The sequence below is a fragment of the Paraburkholderia sp. JHI2823 genome, assembly GCF_038900695.1.
Lineage (GTDB): Bacteria > Pseudomonadota > Gammaproteobacteria > Burkholderiales > Burkholderiaceae > Paraburkholderia > Paraburkholderia mimosarum.
In genome coordinates, this window is record NZ_JAYMRY010000042.1 from 31402 (window position 1) to 45025 (window position 13624).

14 protein-coding genes are annotated in these 13624 nt (G+C 66.9%); 10 read left to right on the forward strand and 4 right to left on the reverse strand.

Features of this window, described 5'->3' with window-relative positions; all coding sequences use genetic code 11:
• Positions 1–7: 7 nt before the first annotated feature.
• Positions 8–514, reverse strand: a complete 507-nt coding sequence (locus VSR34_RS31035; protein WP_051381329.1) for a universal stress protein — start codon at positions 512–514, stop codon at positions 8–10.
• A 155-nt stretch (positions 515–669) separates the two neighbouring features.
• Between VSR34_RS31035 and VSR34_RS31040 the strand changes: the two genes are divergently transcribed.
• The gene (locus tag VSR34_RS31040) at positions 670–1512 is read left to right on the forward strand and encodes a universal stress protein (protein WP_342964414.1); all 843 of its coding nucleotides are present in this window, start codon (positions 670–672) and stop codon (positions 1510–1512) included.
• Positions 1513–1565: 53 nt separating this feature from the next.
• Here VSR34_RS31040 and VSR34_RS31045 read toward each other — a convergent pair whose 3' ends face one another.
• Positions 1566–2510 (reverse strand): 1-phosphofructokinase family hexose kinase, encoded by a 945-nt coding sequence (locus VSR34_RS31045; RefSeq protein WP_342964415.1) that lies wholly within the window; start codon positions 2508–2510, stop codon positions 1566–1568.
• Positions 2511–2672: 162 nt separating this feature from the next.
• Between VSR34_RS31045 and VSR34_RS31050 the strand changes: the two genes are divergently transcribed.
• On the forward strand, positions 2673–2900 hold the full coding sequence (locus VSR34_RS31050; RefSeq protein WP_028230300.1) for a hypothetical protein: 228 nt from the start codon (positions 2673–2675) through the stop codon (positions 2898–2900).
• 48 nt (positions 2901–2948) lie between these two features.
• On the opposite strand, the gene VSR34_RS31055 is transcribed toward VSR34_RS31050, so the two are convergent.
• The gene (locus VSR34_RS31055) at positions 2949–3695 is read right to left on the reverse strand and encodes a beta-ketoacyl-ACP reductase (RefSeq protein ID WP_342964427.1); all 747 of its coding nucleotides are present in this window, start codon (positions 3693–3695) and stop codon (positions 2949–2951) included.
• A gap of 227 nt (positions 3696–3922) precedes the next feature.
• Here VSR34_RS31055 and VSR34_RS31060 point away from each other — a divergent pair, with 227 nt between their 5' ends.
• The 4 genes from VSR34_RS31060 (at position 3923) to VSR34_RS31075 (ending at position 7972) form a co-directional block, all read left to right on the forward strand.
• Positions 3923–4741 carry a universal stress protein gene (locus tag VSR34_RS31060; RefSeq protein ID WP_028213045.1) on the forward strand — a complete coding sequence of 273 codons (819 nt, stop codon included), beginning with the start codon at positions 3923–3925 and terminating at the stop codon, positions 4739–4741.
• 66 nt (positions 4742–4807) lie between these two features.
• Positions 4808–5614 carry a universal stress protein gene (locus VSR34_RS31065; RefSeq protein WP_342964416.1) on the forward strand — a complete coding sequence of 269 codons (807 nt, stop codon included), beginning with the start codon at positions 4808–4810 and terminating at the stop codon, positions 5612–5614.
• Positions 5615–5657: 43 nt separating this feature from the next.
• Positions 5658–6683: a nitroreductase family protein gene (locus VSR34_RS31070; protein WP_028213043.1), complete on the forward strand. Its 1026-nt coding sequence runs from the start codon at positions 5658–5660 to the stop codon at positions 6681–6683.
• Between the two features lie 164 nt (positions 6684–6847).
• The gene (locus VSR34_RS31075) at positions 6848–7972 is read left to right on the forward strand and encodes a PAS domain S-box protein (protein ID WP_342964417.1); all 1125 of its coding nucleotides are present in this window, start codon (positions 6848–6850) and stop codon (positions 7970–7972) included.
• Positions 7973–7990: 18 nt separating this feature from the next.
• Here the strand turns inward: VSR34_RS31075 and VSR34_RS31080 are convergent, their stop codons facing one another.
• Positions 7991–8416, reverse strand: a complete 426-nt coding sequence (locus VSR34_RS31080; RefSeq protein WP_154671155.1) for a hypothetical protein — start codon at positions 8414–8416, stop codon at positions 7991–7993.
• A gap of 255 nt (positions 8417–8671) precedes the next feature.
• Here VSR34_RS31080 and VSR34_RS31085 point away from each other — a divergent pair, with 255 nt between their 5' ends.
• The 4 genes from VSR34_RS31085 to VSR34_RS31100 all read left to right on the forward strand — a co-directional run bounded on the left by VSR34_RS31085 (position 8672) and on the right by VSR34_RS31100 (position 13613).
• Positions 8672–10117: an MBL fold metallo-hydrolase gene (locus tag VSR34_RS31085; RefSeq protein WP_342964428.1), complete on the forward strand. Its 1446-nt coding sequence runs from the start codon at positions 8672–8674 to the stop codon at positions 10115–10117.
• Between the two features lie 217 nt (positions 10118–10334).
• Entirely contained in the window at positions 10335–12419 is a 2085-nt protein-coding gene (locus tag VSR34_RS31090) for a PAS domain S-box protein (RefSeq protein WP_244145296.1), read from the forward strand.
• Entirely contained in the window at positions 12416–13069 is a 654-nt protein-coding gene (locus VSR34_RS31095; RefSeq protein ID WP_028213040.1) for a response regulator transcription factor, read from the forward strand. The genes VSR34_RS31090 and VSR34_RS31095 overlap by 4 nt, the downstream gene beginning before the upstream one ends.
• Before the next feature lie 136 nt (positions 13070–13205).
• A complete protein-coding gene (locus tag VSR34_RS31100; RefSeq protein ID WP_028213039.1) occupies positions 13206–13613 on the forward strand; it encodes a response regulator transcription factor in 408 nt (135 codons plus the stop codon).
• Positions 13614–13624: the final 11 nt, after the last annotated feature.

Sequence of the window (13624 nt, forward strand, 5' to 3'; positions counted from 1 at the left end):
CCCGCACTCATTCGTTGGCACCGCGAACGAGCAGGACGGGGCATGGCGCCGAGCGCACGAACCGCTCCGCAACGCTGCCGATCAGCGCGCGTTTGACGCCGCGTCTGCCATGCGTGCCGAGCACGGCCAGTTGCGCGCCGTTGAACGACGCACACCGCTGCAGGCAATCCGCCACGCTGTCTTCGATGCCCAGCACATCGATCAGCTCCGTCTCGCAGCGCACGCCAGCCGCCTGAGCTTGCGCACGGGCATCGTCGAGCCGCTTCATGGCGTCCTCCCGGTACGATTCGACGAGATCGGCCGGAACGTAGGTCATCCCCATGCCCATGGGCGCCACGATGTCGAGCGCGTGCACGATGCGCAGCTGCGCGCCAGTCAGGGCCGCGAACTTCAACGCTTCGGCGAGCGCCCGTTTCGCGGTTTCGCTGCCGTCGTACGCCACCAGGATCTTCTCGTACATGTCGATTGCTCCTGCCGGGCCTTTGCCCAGCGGATCGGGGTCGTGGGTTTCCATCTTCGAATCGGCCGGCTGGCATCGAGGCCATGGGCCGATTTTCGGGCCGGCGGGTCGCATCCCTTTGATATGTATCAAACGAATGAAGCCTGCCGGGAGGGACTAATAGAACGAGAACGACTCGATGGTCCGGAGCCCTCGGAGGAGACGCTGCCATGCCCTACAAGACCTTGCTTGCCTACCTCGACCCGAGCGACCGCGCCCAGGCCCGGCTAGGCTTTTCGCTGGACCTCGCAAGGGAATTCGACGCGCATCTCGCTGGGCTCTACACGACATTCATGCCCGAGGTGCACGAATACTTTTCGATTGCGGGCTGCGCGCACTACTACGACGACTGGAGCGATGCGCGGCGCGGTCAGCGCGACTCGGCCGAAGAGGCTTTCCGCCATGCCCTGCGTGGCGCGGGCCTCGGCGGCGAGTGGATCGCATTCGACGACTATGCCGAGCAGCCGATGATCCGGCGCAGCCGTCACGCCGATCTGCTGATCGCCGGTCAGCCCGGCCCCGACGACGATTCGCGCGCGCTGCGCAAGCGCTTCCTGGAGGGCGTCGTCCTGACGTCGGGCAGGCCGGTGCTGGTGCTGCCGTACGCCGGCGCGTTGCGCCCGCCAGGCGAATCGGTTGCGATCGCGTGGGACGGCAGCCGTGAAGCGGCCCGCGCCGTGCACGACGCGATGCCGTTTCTGGAGCGTGCCGGGCGTGTCACGGTGTTGCGCGTTCGCGGCTCCGGCGCGCTGCCGCCTGACGTGCCTGGTGCACGAGGCAGTGGAATCGAGCTGATGCTGGCGAGGCACGCGGTGAACGTCGATTTCGCGCAAGCCATGAGCGATACCGACGAAACCGCCGGCGACGCCCTGCTTTCGTGGGTCGCCACGAGCGGCTGCGACCTCGTCGTGGCAGGCGCCTACGGTCACCCGCAATGGAAGGAGCAGTGGCTCGGCGGCGTGACGCGCGACCTGCTCGAATCGGCGACCGTTCCGGTGCTGTTGTCTCACTGAAGCGCAGTCGAGACTTTGCAGGCGAGTCGCACAGGCTGCGCGCCGCGGCGGCGTTACACCACCTCCTGCGTAGTGGCGTAGAGCCGCTTCACCTCTTGCGCGTCGCACAGCGCCGTGCCGCTCGACAGCAAGGTCGCGGAAGCGGCCGCCTGCGCGAGACGGGCGGCGTCCCGCAGCGTCTGGCCGCGGCGCAGGGCGACGAGCAGTCCCGCCAGGAAGCTGTCACCGGCGCCGGTTGCGCTCGAGATGGGCACCTCCAGCGCCGGCACGCGCAGGGTTTCCTCCGCCGTGACGACCAGCGCGCCGCGTTCGCCCAGCGTCAGTGCGACGATCTGCGCGCGACGGTCATCGACGAGCGACCGGGCCGCCGCGAGCCACGCCGCTTCATCGGCGAGCGGTTTTTCCGCCATGGCCGCCAGTTCGCCGAGACTGGGCTTCACCAGAAAGACGCCCGCATCGAGTGCGAGCGCGAGCGGCGGACCCGAGGTATCGAGCACCACGCGGGTGCCGCGCAGATTCGCCCAGCGGGTCAGGTCCGCGTAGGCCTTCGCGGGCAAGCCGGGCGGCAGGCTGCCGCTCAGCACGAGATAGCGCGGCGCGGGCATGAGCACGTCGAGTATGGCCAGCGTAGCCGACCACTCATCGGCGCTGATCTGCGGGCCCGGCAGGACGAAGCGGAACTCGCGGCCGGTCGCGCGTTCCGTGACCGAGAAGTTTTCGCGCGTCTCGCCCGCGATGCGCAGCCGCCGGCCGGGCACGCGCTCGGCGGTGAGCATCTGTTCGAGCAGATTCCCCGACGCGCCGCCCGCGAGATAGAGCGCGAGGCAGTTCGCCTCGCGGCCGGCGAGCCGCTGGATCACGCGAGCCACGTTGAGCCCGCCTCCGCCTGGATAGCGGCGCGCGGCTTCGCAACGCAGCTTGTGCGTATCGACAACGCGCTCCACCGCCGTCGAGACATCGACAGCAGGGTTCAGCGTGAGTGTCACGATCTCGACCACCTTCGCCCTCCTTCTCGTCCTTCGTAGGGATTTGCCTACATTCCAAGAAAAAGTCTTACGCCAGTTTCAGCGCCCGCTCATTGGAACGCCGCAGCCGGCGTTGGATACTGAAGACGTACTCACCGCAGCCGCTTTGTCCCATCCGATGCAAGGAGCGCCGAAATGTCCACCGTCGAAATCCGCTCGCTGACCGACGCGGCGCTCCCGAACGCGAGCGCCGCCGACGACCCTGAAACCCTGCTCGCGCTTGCCCGTACCGCCGGCTTGCTCGTCACCCTCGACGGTCAGATCGGCCGGGAAAAATATCAGAGCGTGGCGGGCTCGTTGCCTGCGTTCCAGCGCTTCGCCGCCGCACTGCGCGACACGCTCGTCGCCGACGGCGCGCCCTGAGCGAGGCGCGCCCCACAGCGGGCCTTCCGGCGAATCAGACCGCGCGTCCTACTCCATGTGCATGCCGCCGTTGACGGCAAAATTGGCGCCTGTCGCGAACGCGCCGTCGTCCGAGCAAAGATACGCAACCAGCGACGCCACCTCCTCCGGACGGCCAAGGCGGCCGATGGGAATCTGCGGCAGGATGCGCGTCTCCATGATCTCCTGCGGCACGGCTTCCACCATGGCGGTGGCGAGGTAGCCGGGCGACACCGTGTTCACGGTCACGCCGTGTTTCGCGACTTCGAGCGCGAGCGACATCGTGAATCCATGAATGCCGGCCTTCGCCGCCGCGTAGTTCGTCTGCCCGAACGCCCCACGCGAACCATTCACGGAGCCGATGTTCACGATGCGCCCGAAGCGCCGCTCGAACATGCCGGGCAGGAACGGCTTCGTGAGATTGAACATGCTGTCGAGATCCGTGTGCATCACCGCATCCCACTCGGGCTTGGAGAGCTTCATGAAGCTCGCGTCGCGCGTGATGCCGGCGTTGTTGACGAGAACATCCACGCCGCCGAACTCCGCGATGACCTTTCGTGCGCACTCCTCGCATGAGTCGTAGCTGGCCACGTCCAGCCCGAACGCGTGAAACGTGCGGCCCGCTTCGCGTTCGCCGTGCAGCCATGTCGCGACATGATCGTTCTGCTCCGAGTGCGACACGACCACGGTCATGCCAGCGTCGTACAGTCGCCGGCTGATGGCGGCGCCAAGTCCTCCCATTCCACCGCTCACAAACGCAATCCGGTCCTTGCGCATCATGTTTCTCCTCGCAGATCGGTGATCGGCCGCGGATCGGCACGATCGAAAGGTCGCTCCACTATAAAAACCCGCTCTCGCCAGCGATTGACATGCGTCAAATGGAGGCCGGCTCGACCGAAACCGCCGGCTTCAGCCTGGCATTGATTCAAATCAATGGCGACCGCGCGCCCGAATCTAGACTGATCGCACGCCACCGTTATTCGCGCAATTGTGGAGCGCCGATCATGGAGTACCGCAGCATCCTCGTTCATCTGGACGGCAGCGAGCGCGCCAGCGCCTGTCTCGATCTTGCGTTGCTTGTCGCCCAGCGGCACGGCGCCCACGTCAAGGCGCTGTTCGCGCCGGTCACGGCCGATCACGACAGCGCCTGGCCCCTGGCGTTCGATGCGGGCTATCGCGTGCGCTCACGCGAAGACAAGCGCCGGGCGCTCGAGCATCAGTTCTTCAACGGGCTGTCGCAGGCGAATCTCAAAGGCAGCTGGCGTACCGCAACGGAGCACGCCCGGCCGGAACTGCTCGCGCTCTCGCCGTATTCGGACCTCATCGTCGTGGGTCAAAGCGATCCGCACGATCCGGACGCTTCGCTCAGCAGCCGCCTGCAAGCCCAGGTGACGCTGGCGGCGGGCAGGCCGGTCCTGTGGGCGCCCTATGTCGGGACGTTTCCCACCGCGGGCGAACGGATCGTCGTCGCGTGGGACGCGGGTCGGTCCGCCACGCGTGCACTGTACGACGCCCTGCCCTTCATGCGGCTCGCCACGCATACGACCATCGTCACGCTCAACGCCGAACGGGAGGGCCGCATACCGGGAGCCGACATCGCGCTCGTCCTCGCGCGCCACGGCATCGAGGTGGAACTCACCCAGTTACACACGCCCCCCACGGTGTCGATTGCCGATGCCCTGCTGTCACGCGTGGACAAACTGGGTGGCGACCTGCTCGTGATGGGGGCATACGGGCACGCGCGCTGGAAGGAACTCATGCTCGGCGGCGTCACGCAAACCGTTCTCGGCTCGATGCCGGTCCCGGTTTTGATGTCCCATTGAGCGTGCATTTGACTGTTGGCGCGCCAGGGTGGCCGGCGCGCTAGCTCGGGTTCAAGGAAAATCGCCATGTGCTACAAGAGCCTGCTCGTCCACCTCGACGACTCGGAACGATGCGCGGCGCGCCTTGCGCTCTCGCTCGACCTGGCTGAACGCTTCGACGCGCATCTGACCGGACTGTATGTGCCGCGAGGGCAGCGGGAAGCGTCCGAGGGCATGCAGACGCCCGCGGCGCGCCTCGCGCGCATGCACGAGCAATTTCTCCTCGAAGCTGAGCGTGCGGGCCGCATCGTCGAATGGCGCGCGCCTCAGCCTTGCGACGCCGCGATCGCGGCCGTGCACGCGCGCCATGCCGACCTGCTCGTGCTCGGGCAGCCCGAAGCCGCGGATTGGGTCGCCCAGAGCGCGGGCGGCTTCGTGGCCGATGTGCTGATGACAGCCGGACGGCCCGCCGTCGTGGTCCCGCATTCCGGCGACTTCACCCGGTTCGCGCAGAACATCCTCGTCACGTGGGACGGCAGCCGCGAAGCCGCGCGGGCCGTCTCCGACGCGCTCGGGTTGCTGCAGCGCGCCGAGTGCGTGTCGATCGAGGTGATCGCGTCGCACGGCGGCGCGCAGCGCGCGCACGCGCAAAACGCGGCCATCGATGCCGCCGCGTGGCTCGATCTGCACGGCGTGCAGGCATCCTTTCACGAAACCCCGCGCGGCCCGGCGGTTCAGACCGGCGCGGCGCTGCTGAGCCGGGCCAGCGACCTGCATGCCGACCTGATCGTGGCGGGGGCTTACGCGCATTCGCGCGTCCACGAATGCGTTCTGGGCGGCGTGACGCGCACGTTGCTGGAAGCGATGACGGTTCCGGTCTTCATGTCGCACTGATTTCACCGGGCGCAGCGCGCCTTCGAAGAGGCAGGAGTACGTCATGCTCGACAAGCCCCACGACCCGGCAGCCGACACCAGCCCGGTCGACAAGCTCGACGACTACGCGTTGCGCTACGCCGTGCGCCACGCCACGCTAGCGCCGTCGAGCCACAACAGCCAGCCGTGGCGTTTCGTGCCCGGCCAGGACAGGATCCTGCTGTGCGCCGACCGCCTGCGCGCGCTGCCCGTCGTCGATCCGTTCGATCGGGAACTGATCATCAGTTGCGGCGCCGCGCTCTTCAATCTGCGCGTCGCGCTTGCGAGCCTCGACATAGGCTATGCGATCACGCTCTTTCCGACGAGCCTCGATCCGGACCTGCTCGCCGATGTGCGCCTGCTGCGCGGGCAGCCCGTTGGCGCGGAGCTGGCGCCGCTTCTCAATGCGATTTCCCGGCGGGTCACGACACGTCGGCCGTTTTCTCCTGCGCCTGTCGCCGCTGCCATCGAACACGCACTGCTCGAGGCGGCGCGCGCCGAGGGCGTGGAAGTTGCGTGCGCAACCGAAACCGCAACGCGAGAGGCGATCGCCGACCTCGTTGCCGCTGCCGACCAGCGACAGTTCGCCGATCCACGCTTTCGCCGCGAACTCGCGAAATGGATCCATCCGCGCCATACCGGCGACGGCATGCCGGCCTACTCGGCCGGAATCGGATCCCTGCTCGACTTCGCGACGCCGCTCGTCGCCTCCGCGATCCGCACGTTCGATGTCGGCGGCGGCGTGGCGGCCACGCATCGCGCGCTTGCAGCGGGGTCGCCGCTGCTGCTGTGCATCGCGACGAACGTCGACGACGCACAGGCCTGGCTCGCCGCGGGCGAGGCGCTGGAGCGCGTGCTGCTCGTGCTGACATCGCACGGGCTCTGCGCCTCGTATCTGAACCAGCCCATCGAGGTGGGAGAGTTGCGCGCGCAACTTGGGGCGCTGCTCGGCATGCCGGCATCGGCGTGCCCGCAGCTTCTGCTGCGTATCGGCCACGGCACGCCCGACGCGCCTTCGCCACGCCGTCCGCTGAGCGAAGTCGTGGCGTAGGCTTCGTCGTTAGGCCGTCGTCTGGAAGTCCGGCGCTTGTCACCCTTCTCAACGCGACAAGCAATTTGCCCTACCATGCGGTTTATCGGCTATCGGCGCAAAGCGCCTCGTGCATCGGCACGCGTCCGATACCTGCTGACACGGCAAATCATCCGGAGCGCTTCATGCAAACGGCGGGGCCCACATCCTGGACTGGAAGCAACGGCAGCGACATCACGATTGCGGACCGGTATCGCCTTTTGATCGACGCCGTCGCGGACTACGCCATTTTCATGATCGAGCCCGGCGGCCGCGTCGCGAGCTGGAACGCCGGCGCGCAGCGCATCAAGGGCTATTCTCCAGATGAAATCGTCGGCCAGCACTTTCGCGTGTTCTATACGCACGACGATATCGCCGCCGGCAAGCCCGAGCGTCTGCTCGAAGCGGCCGCGCTGCACGGGCGCGTCGCCGACGAAGGCTGGCGGCTGCGCAAGGACGGCACCCGCTTCTGGGCGAGCGTCGTCATCACCGCCGTGCGCGACGACGACGACGTGCTCGTCGGCTTCGCCAAGATCACCCGGGATATGACCGAGCGGCGCAGACTCGAAGAACTCGAGCGCGCTCATGCTGCATCCGCCTTGGTCCAGCAGGCGCGCGAGAACGAACAGCGGCGCATTGCCCGCGAATTGCACGACGATCTCGGGCAACGGATCGCCGCGCTGAAAATGGCGCTCGGCATGCACGGAAAAGAACTCGCCAACGTGTTGCCGACACGGATGCATGCCGAACTCGAGGCCGTCGCGCAAATCGGCGCGGATATCGATTCGCTAGCTGCCGCGGTGCGGCGCATCGCCGCCGATCTGCGGCCCGCCATACTCGACGATCTCGGACTGAGCGCCGCCCTCGAATGGCTCGCGGAGGACTTCCAGAGCCGCTATGGCGTGACGGTCCAGTGCGTGCTGGATATTTCGGAGCCCGACCTGGGCGAATTCGCCACGACCGCCCTCTTTCGCGTCGTTCAGGAAGCGCTCACCAATGTGGCGCGCCATGCTCGTGCACGACGGGTGTCGATCGAGCTTCAGAACGACGCGAACCATTGCCGGCTGCGCATCAGCGACGACGGGGTCGGCTTCGACCCGAAAGCCCCCTCGCGTCCCGATGCATTTGGGCTCATCGGCATGTGCGAACGCATTCTGCAGGTCGGCGGCTCGCTGACGGTCGATGGACGTCCAGCTGGGGGTGTCACGATTTCGGCGGAGTTTCGCCTGCCGGTGAAAATTCATTCGGCGCTCGCTCGCGCCAACCGGTAGCGAACATCCGCGCCCGCTTCATCTCACGCCCCCCACTTCCCGCACGAATTCGAGCTGACCTTGCAGGAGCTGCTCGGCGCAGCGCGCGTAGAGCCAGCCGGGGCCGTTGTCGGTGCTGTACATGCCGCGGCACAGGCCCTTGAGCCGTATCGTCGTCGTTCCGTCCGCCGCCATCTGCCGCACCGCCCAGAAGTACGCGAGACCGAACTCATGCGGCATGCGTGTCTCGATCGTCTCGTCGGTCGCACGATCGATGGGCGTGGGCGAGTGCCGCTGCACGAAGATCCGCGCGCGGGCCCAGACCTGCGCGCAGTCGTCGGATGTCGCGCACTTGATCGCGCTCTGCTCTCGCCGCGCCGCCAGTTCGGTCTCCGACTGGCGGAAGGCGGCGTTTTCCTCGCGGTGCGAGCCGACGTCCGTCACGCAAGCCGAAAGCGATGCCATCGACAGCATCCAACCCAGCGCCCAGCCGAAGGACAACCTGCTCGCCATTTTTTCGCCCCCGCCCGCAATCCGGCCCGTTACCGTGAGCCACCCATTCCAATCTAAGAATCGACTGGCCCGCCTCGATTGATCTGCCTCAAGTCGAGGCGGATCCGGGGCAAAGTCCGTTCGTCTGATTCAAATCAAAGGCGGCATGCGGGTACGCGATCCAATCAATATCAAGGGCACGTGGGCACATGAAGCGAGGAGAGGATGATGAAGCTGACGTTTCTGGGCGCGGCGCAGACGGTCACCGGTTCACGCTATCTGCTGGAAGCGGGAGGCAAGCGGGTGTTGATCGATTGCGGGCTCTTCCAGGGCACCAAGAACCTGCGCCTGCGCAACTGGGATCCGCTGCCCTTTCCTGCCGATTCGCTCGATGCCATCGTCCTGACGCACGCCCATATCGACCATTGCGGCTACCTGCCCGTCCTTGCGCGCAACGGATATCGCGGCCCGGTTTATTGCACGCCCGGCACCGCGGACCTGTGCGGCATCATGCTGCGCGACAGCGCGCGGCTCCAGGAAGAAGACGCCGCATTCGCGAACCGCCACGGCTTCTCCAAACACCATCCGGCCCTTCCGCTCTACACGCTGGAAGACGCCGAAGCGGCACTGCGGCTCATCGCGCCGCGCCCGTTCGACGAACCGGTCACGCTCGACGAGCAACTCACCTTCCGGCTGTTGCCCGCCGGCCATATCCTCGGCGCGGCGAGCGCGGTGGTGTGCAACGGGCATACCGTCGTTGCGTTTTCCGGCGACCTGGGCCGGCCCGACGACCCGATCGTGCGTGCGCCATCGCCGCCTGCGCACGCGGACTATCTGGTGGTCGAATCGACCTATGGCGACCGGCTGCACGATGCCCTCAACCCCGAGGACGAACTCGCCGACATGTTCGCGCGCACCTTCGCGCGCGGGGGAATCGTCGTCATGCCCTGCTTCGCCGTGGGCCGCGCGCAGGAGGTCCTCTACTACATCGCGCGGTTGAAGCAGTCGGGGCGCATGGCGAACGTTCCGGTGTACCTCGACAGTCCCATGGCGATCAGCGTGACCGACCTCTACCGGCGTCACATGAGCGACCATCGGCTCACCGTCTCGCAGGTGCACGCCATCGATCACGTGGCGTTCATGGCGCGCACGGTGGATGAGTCGAAAGCGATTGCCGGGCGCAACGGTCCCATGGTCATCATCGCGGGCAGCGGCATGGCCACGGGTGGCCGGGTGCTGCATCACCTGAGCCTGTACGCTTCGGACCCGCGCAACACGATCGCGCTCGTGGGCTACCAGGCGCCCGGCACGCGCGGCGCGGCGCTCGAAGCCCATGCGCCGGCCATCAAGCTGCACGGCGACTATGTACGCGTGCGTGCAGAAGTCTCATCGATCACGTCGCTCTCCGCACACGCCGACTACCAGGAAACCCTGCGTTGGCTCGCCCATATGACCTGCCCACCCATTCGCACGTTCGTCACACACGGCGAGCCCGCGGCGGCCGATGCATTGCGCCGCCGCATTGCGGAGACGCTGCATTGGGATTGCTGCGTCCCGGAATATCGGGACTCGGTCGAACTCGCCGAGGCCACTGTGCGCGCTCGCCCGCACACCCCGGCCGCGACGGATGAACTGACACCCGCGCCCGCGCCAGAGGCGGGGGCGGCGCCCTGAAAATTCGGCGCAACACGGAAGGGAAACCGGCGCGCCACAGGAGCCAGTCGGGCAAGCGGACAACTTTTTTGAGACACGTTTGCAAGTGGCTCATAAAATGGGCATGCATCCCCCCCCCCCCGCATGGGGTTCGGTGTTCCTCCATTGAATGGGATACTTCATACGCGAATGGGCTACGGATGGATTTCGCGCAGACATTGCGCCCCGGAAAGTCGTCATGGTCTCAGGCACTGACCCGCGTATGCGCGCCGGGCAAGGCGCGGGGCCGGCGATTCCTGGGCGCCTGCGCGATCCGGTCGTCGCGGCCGTACTCGCCTTCCTGCTGGCGTTCGCCCTGGCTGGCATCGTCGCTACGTTCGTGACGCGGCAGTGGCAAGCGGCGGCGGAACAGCGGTTCACCCGGCGTGCGACGGCGCTCCACGAAACGCTCCGGCAGGCATTGATCGCCGACGAGGCCTTGTTGCGCGGCGCGCGCGCCTTGCTCACGCAAACGCCCCGCCCCGACCCCGCAGCCTGGCAGCACTTCGTGTCGGCGATCGATCTGGCTAGCTCGCGTTCGGCGATCGTCGCGCTCGGTTACGTCACGCCGCGCGCCAACCCGGCGGCGAGCGCGACGAACGGCGCCGAAGTCGCGATGCAATGGGCGGGCCCGAGCGCCGGCGTGCCCGAGAGCGCCCTCGTCGGAACCGCAGCGACGCTGGCGGCGCGCCGCTACGCCGCCGAAACCGGCAATGCGGCGCTCGCGGCCTTGCCGGGGCCAGCCAATGCGCCGCCGCTTCTCACGCTCTGGCTACCCGTGTACGAGAGCTCGCCCGACGCGCAAGCCAATGCGCAGAAAGTGACCGGTTTCGCCGTTGCCTTGCTCGACGCGCGGCGGCTGTTCGAACCGCTCGTCGCCGCCGATCCGGGGCTCGCGCTCAACGCGAGGATCGGAATGCCGCCGCTCTCCCTCTACACGAGCGCGCGCGGCGAAGAAAACGAGGTGTTGCCAGGCGTCCTCTTCCGGCGCAGCAATGCGTTCGCGTTTGGCGGCGCCACGCTGACTCTCGACGTCAGCGCCGACGCAAGCCCGCTGCTCACGGGCGCAGCCGCGTGCGCCCTCTTCATCGTGATCTACGGGCTGCTCGCCGCGGGCGCGTTTGCATTCGTCGTGCATCGCCTCGTACGCGCGCGCCCGGCGCCCGCGCAGGTCGGCGGCGATGCACGGCTCAACGAGGCCCGCATGATGGGAATCATCCGCTCGTCGATGGAAGCGATCGTCACCGTCGACGAATCGCAGCGCGTGGTGATCTTCAACCCGGCCGCCGAACAGGTGTTCGGCCTGTCCGCCATGGAGGCGATCGGCTCTCCGCTCTCGCGCTTCATTCCCGAGCGGTTCCGGGCCGCGCACGCCCAGCATGTCGAACGATTTGGCGAGACGGGCGTCAGCGAGCGCCAGATGGGCCGCCCGCAACGCGTGCTTCACGGGCTGCGCGCCAACGGCGAGGAGTTTCCGATCGAAGCGTCGATTTCGCAGATTCGCGACGATTCGGGCAAGCTTTTCACGGTCATGCTGCGCGACGTCACCGAGCGCCTGCGCGCCGAGGAGGCGCTCAAGCGTTCGCGTGAAGAGCTTCGCGAACTGTCGGCCAATTTGCAGAACGTGCGTGAAGCCGAAAAGACCCGCATCGCGCGCGAGCTCCACGACGACCTCGGCCAGCAGCTCACCGCGCTCAAGATCGATCTCTCCGCGCTCGAGCGCCGGCTCGGAGAAGAGCATGCGACCGACGTCCCCGCGCGCCTCGCCGGAATGCGCAACCTGATCGATGCGACCGTGGCCGCCTTGCGGCGCATCGCGGCGGACCTGCGGCCCGTCATGCTGGACGACCTCGGCCTCGTGCCGGCGATCGAGTGGCTCGCGAACGACTTCACGAACCGCTATGGGATCGCCGTCGAGCGCGACCTCGAAGCGGAGGCCACCGATTTTTCGAACACAGCCGCCTCCGCGCTCTTTCGCATCGTTCAGGAAGCGTTGACCAATGTCGCGCGTCATGCCGAAGCCAGTCTCGTCGAGATCACGCTCAAGGTGGACGGACCGAACTGCGTCCTGCGTATCGCCGACGACGGCCTCGGCATGACCGGCGACCCCGCCGACAGGCAGCACAACGCCTGGCGCGACAAGTCGTTCGGTCTGCTCGGCATTCGCGAGCGCGCCCGCATGCTCGACGGCACCGTTCTCATCGATACCGCCCCCGGAAAGGGCTTCGCCATGACCATCACGTTCGCCCTTCACGCCCTCCAGTCCGAAGAGGCCGCATCATGATCAAGGTCATCATCGCCGACGACCACGCGCTCATGCGTGACGGTCTGCGCCGCATTCTCGAAAGCACGCGCGAGGTCCAGTTCGAAGTCGTGGGCGAAGGCTGCGACAGCGCGACCACGCTCGCGCTCGTGCGCGAGCACCCCGCCCAGGTCCTGGTGCTCGACCTCTCGATGCCGGGGCGCAGCGGCGTGGATCTCGTCAAGCAGATCAAGGATGAGAAGCCCGAGTTGCGCATTCTCGTGCTGACCATGCACGCCGAGCAGCAATACGCCGTGCGCGCGTTCAAGGCCGGCGCTTCGGGTTATCTCACCAAGGAATGTGCGAGCACGGAGCTCGTCAGCGCCGTGACGAAGATCGCCGCCGGCGGCGTCTACGTCAGCATGGCGATGGCCGAGCGCTTCGCCCAAAGCCTGAACGAGCCCGCCGACACGCTCCCCCATCAGCGGCTTTCCGACCGCGAATTCGAGGTGTTCCGGCGGATCGCGGCGGGGCAGACCATCACCGAAATCGCGCAGGAACTGTGTGTGAGCGCGAAGACCGTGAGCACCTATAAGGTGCGCATCCTCGAAAAGATGCAGATACCGCACGAAGCCGCGCTCGTGCGCTACGCGATGCGCCACAAGCTCATCGACGATCCGGACGAAACCTGATCCGCGCTTGTTCCAGGCCGCTCGCGGCTGATTGCCGCACGACTGTAGGAATCGCCCTACACAACTTCCGTTCCGCGTACGTCACTTTCCATCGCCGCCGATGTTTTTTTGAGACGGCGTTGCCGATACTGGCTACATGAATGCCAGTCCTGTCCGCCAGTGTCTGCAAGTCTTCCTCGTCGAGGATGCAACCACGGTACGCAGGAAGATCGCCGAGGCCTTGTCGGCCATTCCCGACGTGGCCGTGATTGGCGAAGCCGAGGATGCGGCCAGCGCCCTGACCGGCATCGCCCAAAGCGGTGCGGACGTCGCCGTGGTCGACCTGAGGCTCGCGAGCGGCAGCGGAATCGAATTGCTTACCCGTCTTGCACGCGAGCAACCCTCGGTCGTGACGGTGGTGCTGACGAATCACGCCGGCGCACCGTTTCGCACAGCCTGCCTAAGAGCGGGAGCCCACTACTTCTTCGACAAGACGTCCGAGTTCGAAGCCGCCTGCGAAGCCATTGATGCGTTAGTGAAACAGCGCGCCGCCCCCGTGCGCTGAACCGGAGACGA

What these genes read in the sequence shown, in the direction of transcription:
- VSR34_RS31090 (WP_244145296.1), top strand. Translation starts at nt 10,335, where the DNA reads ATGGTCTCAGGCACTGACCCGCGTATGCGCGCCGGGCAAGGCGCGGGG.
- VSR34_RS31085 (WP_342964428.1), top strand. Translation starts at nt 8,672, where the DNA reads ATGAAGCTGACGTTTCTGGGCGCGGCGCAGACGGTCACCGGTTCACGC.
- VSR34_RS31035 (WP_051381329.1), bottom strand. Translation starts at nt 514, where the DNA reads ATGGAAACCCACGACCCCGATCCGCTGGGCAAAGGCCCGGCAGGAGCA.
- VSR34_RS31100 (WP_028213039.1), top strand. Translation starts at nt 13,206, where the DNA reads ATGAATGCCAGTCCTGTCCGCCAGTGTCTGCAAGTCTTCCTCGTCGAG.
- VSR34_RS31040 (WP_342964414.1), top strand. Translation starts at nt 670, where the DNA reads ATGCCCTACAAGACCTTGCTTGCCTACCTCGACCCGAGCGACCGCGCC.
- VSR34_RS31065 (WP_342964416.1), top strand. Translation starts at nt 4,808, where the DNA reads ATGTGCTACAAGAGCCTGCTCGTCCACCTCGACGACTCGGAACGATGC.
- VSR34_RS31080 (WP_154671155.1), bottom strand. Translation starts at nt 8,416, where the DNA reads ATGGCATCGCTTTCGGCTTGCGTGACGGACGTCGGCTCGCACCGCGAG.
- VSR34_RS31050 (WP_028230300.1), top strand. Translation starts at nt 2,673, where the DNA reads ATGTCCACCGTCGAAATCCGCTCGCTGACCGACGCGGCGCTCCCGAAC.
- VSR34_RS31055 (WP_342964427.1), bottom strand. Translation starts at nt 3,695, where the DNA reads ATGCGCAAGGACCGGATTGCGTTTGTGAGCGGTGGAATGGGAGGACTT.
- VSR34_RS31075 (WP_342964417.1), top strand. Translation starts at nt 6,848, where the DNA reads ATGCAAACGGCGGGGCCCACATCCTGGACTGGAAGCAACGGCAGCGAC.
- VSR34_RS31095 (WP_028213040.1), top strand. Translation starts at nt 12,416, where the DNA reads ATGATCAAGGTCATCATCGCCGACGACCACGCGCTCATGCGTGACGGT.
- VSR34_RS31070 (WP_028213043.1), top strand. Translation starts at nt 5,658, where the DNA reads ATGCTCGACAAGCCCCACGACCCGGCAGCCGACACCAGCCCGGTCGAC.
- VSR34_RS31060 (WP_028213045.1), top strand. Translation starts at nt 3,923, where the DNA reads ATGGAGTACCGCAGCATCCTCGTTCATCTGGACGGCAGCGAGCGCGCC.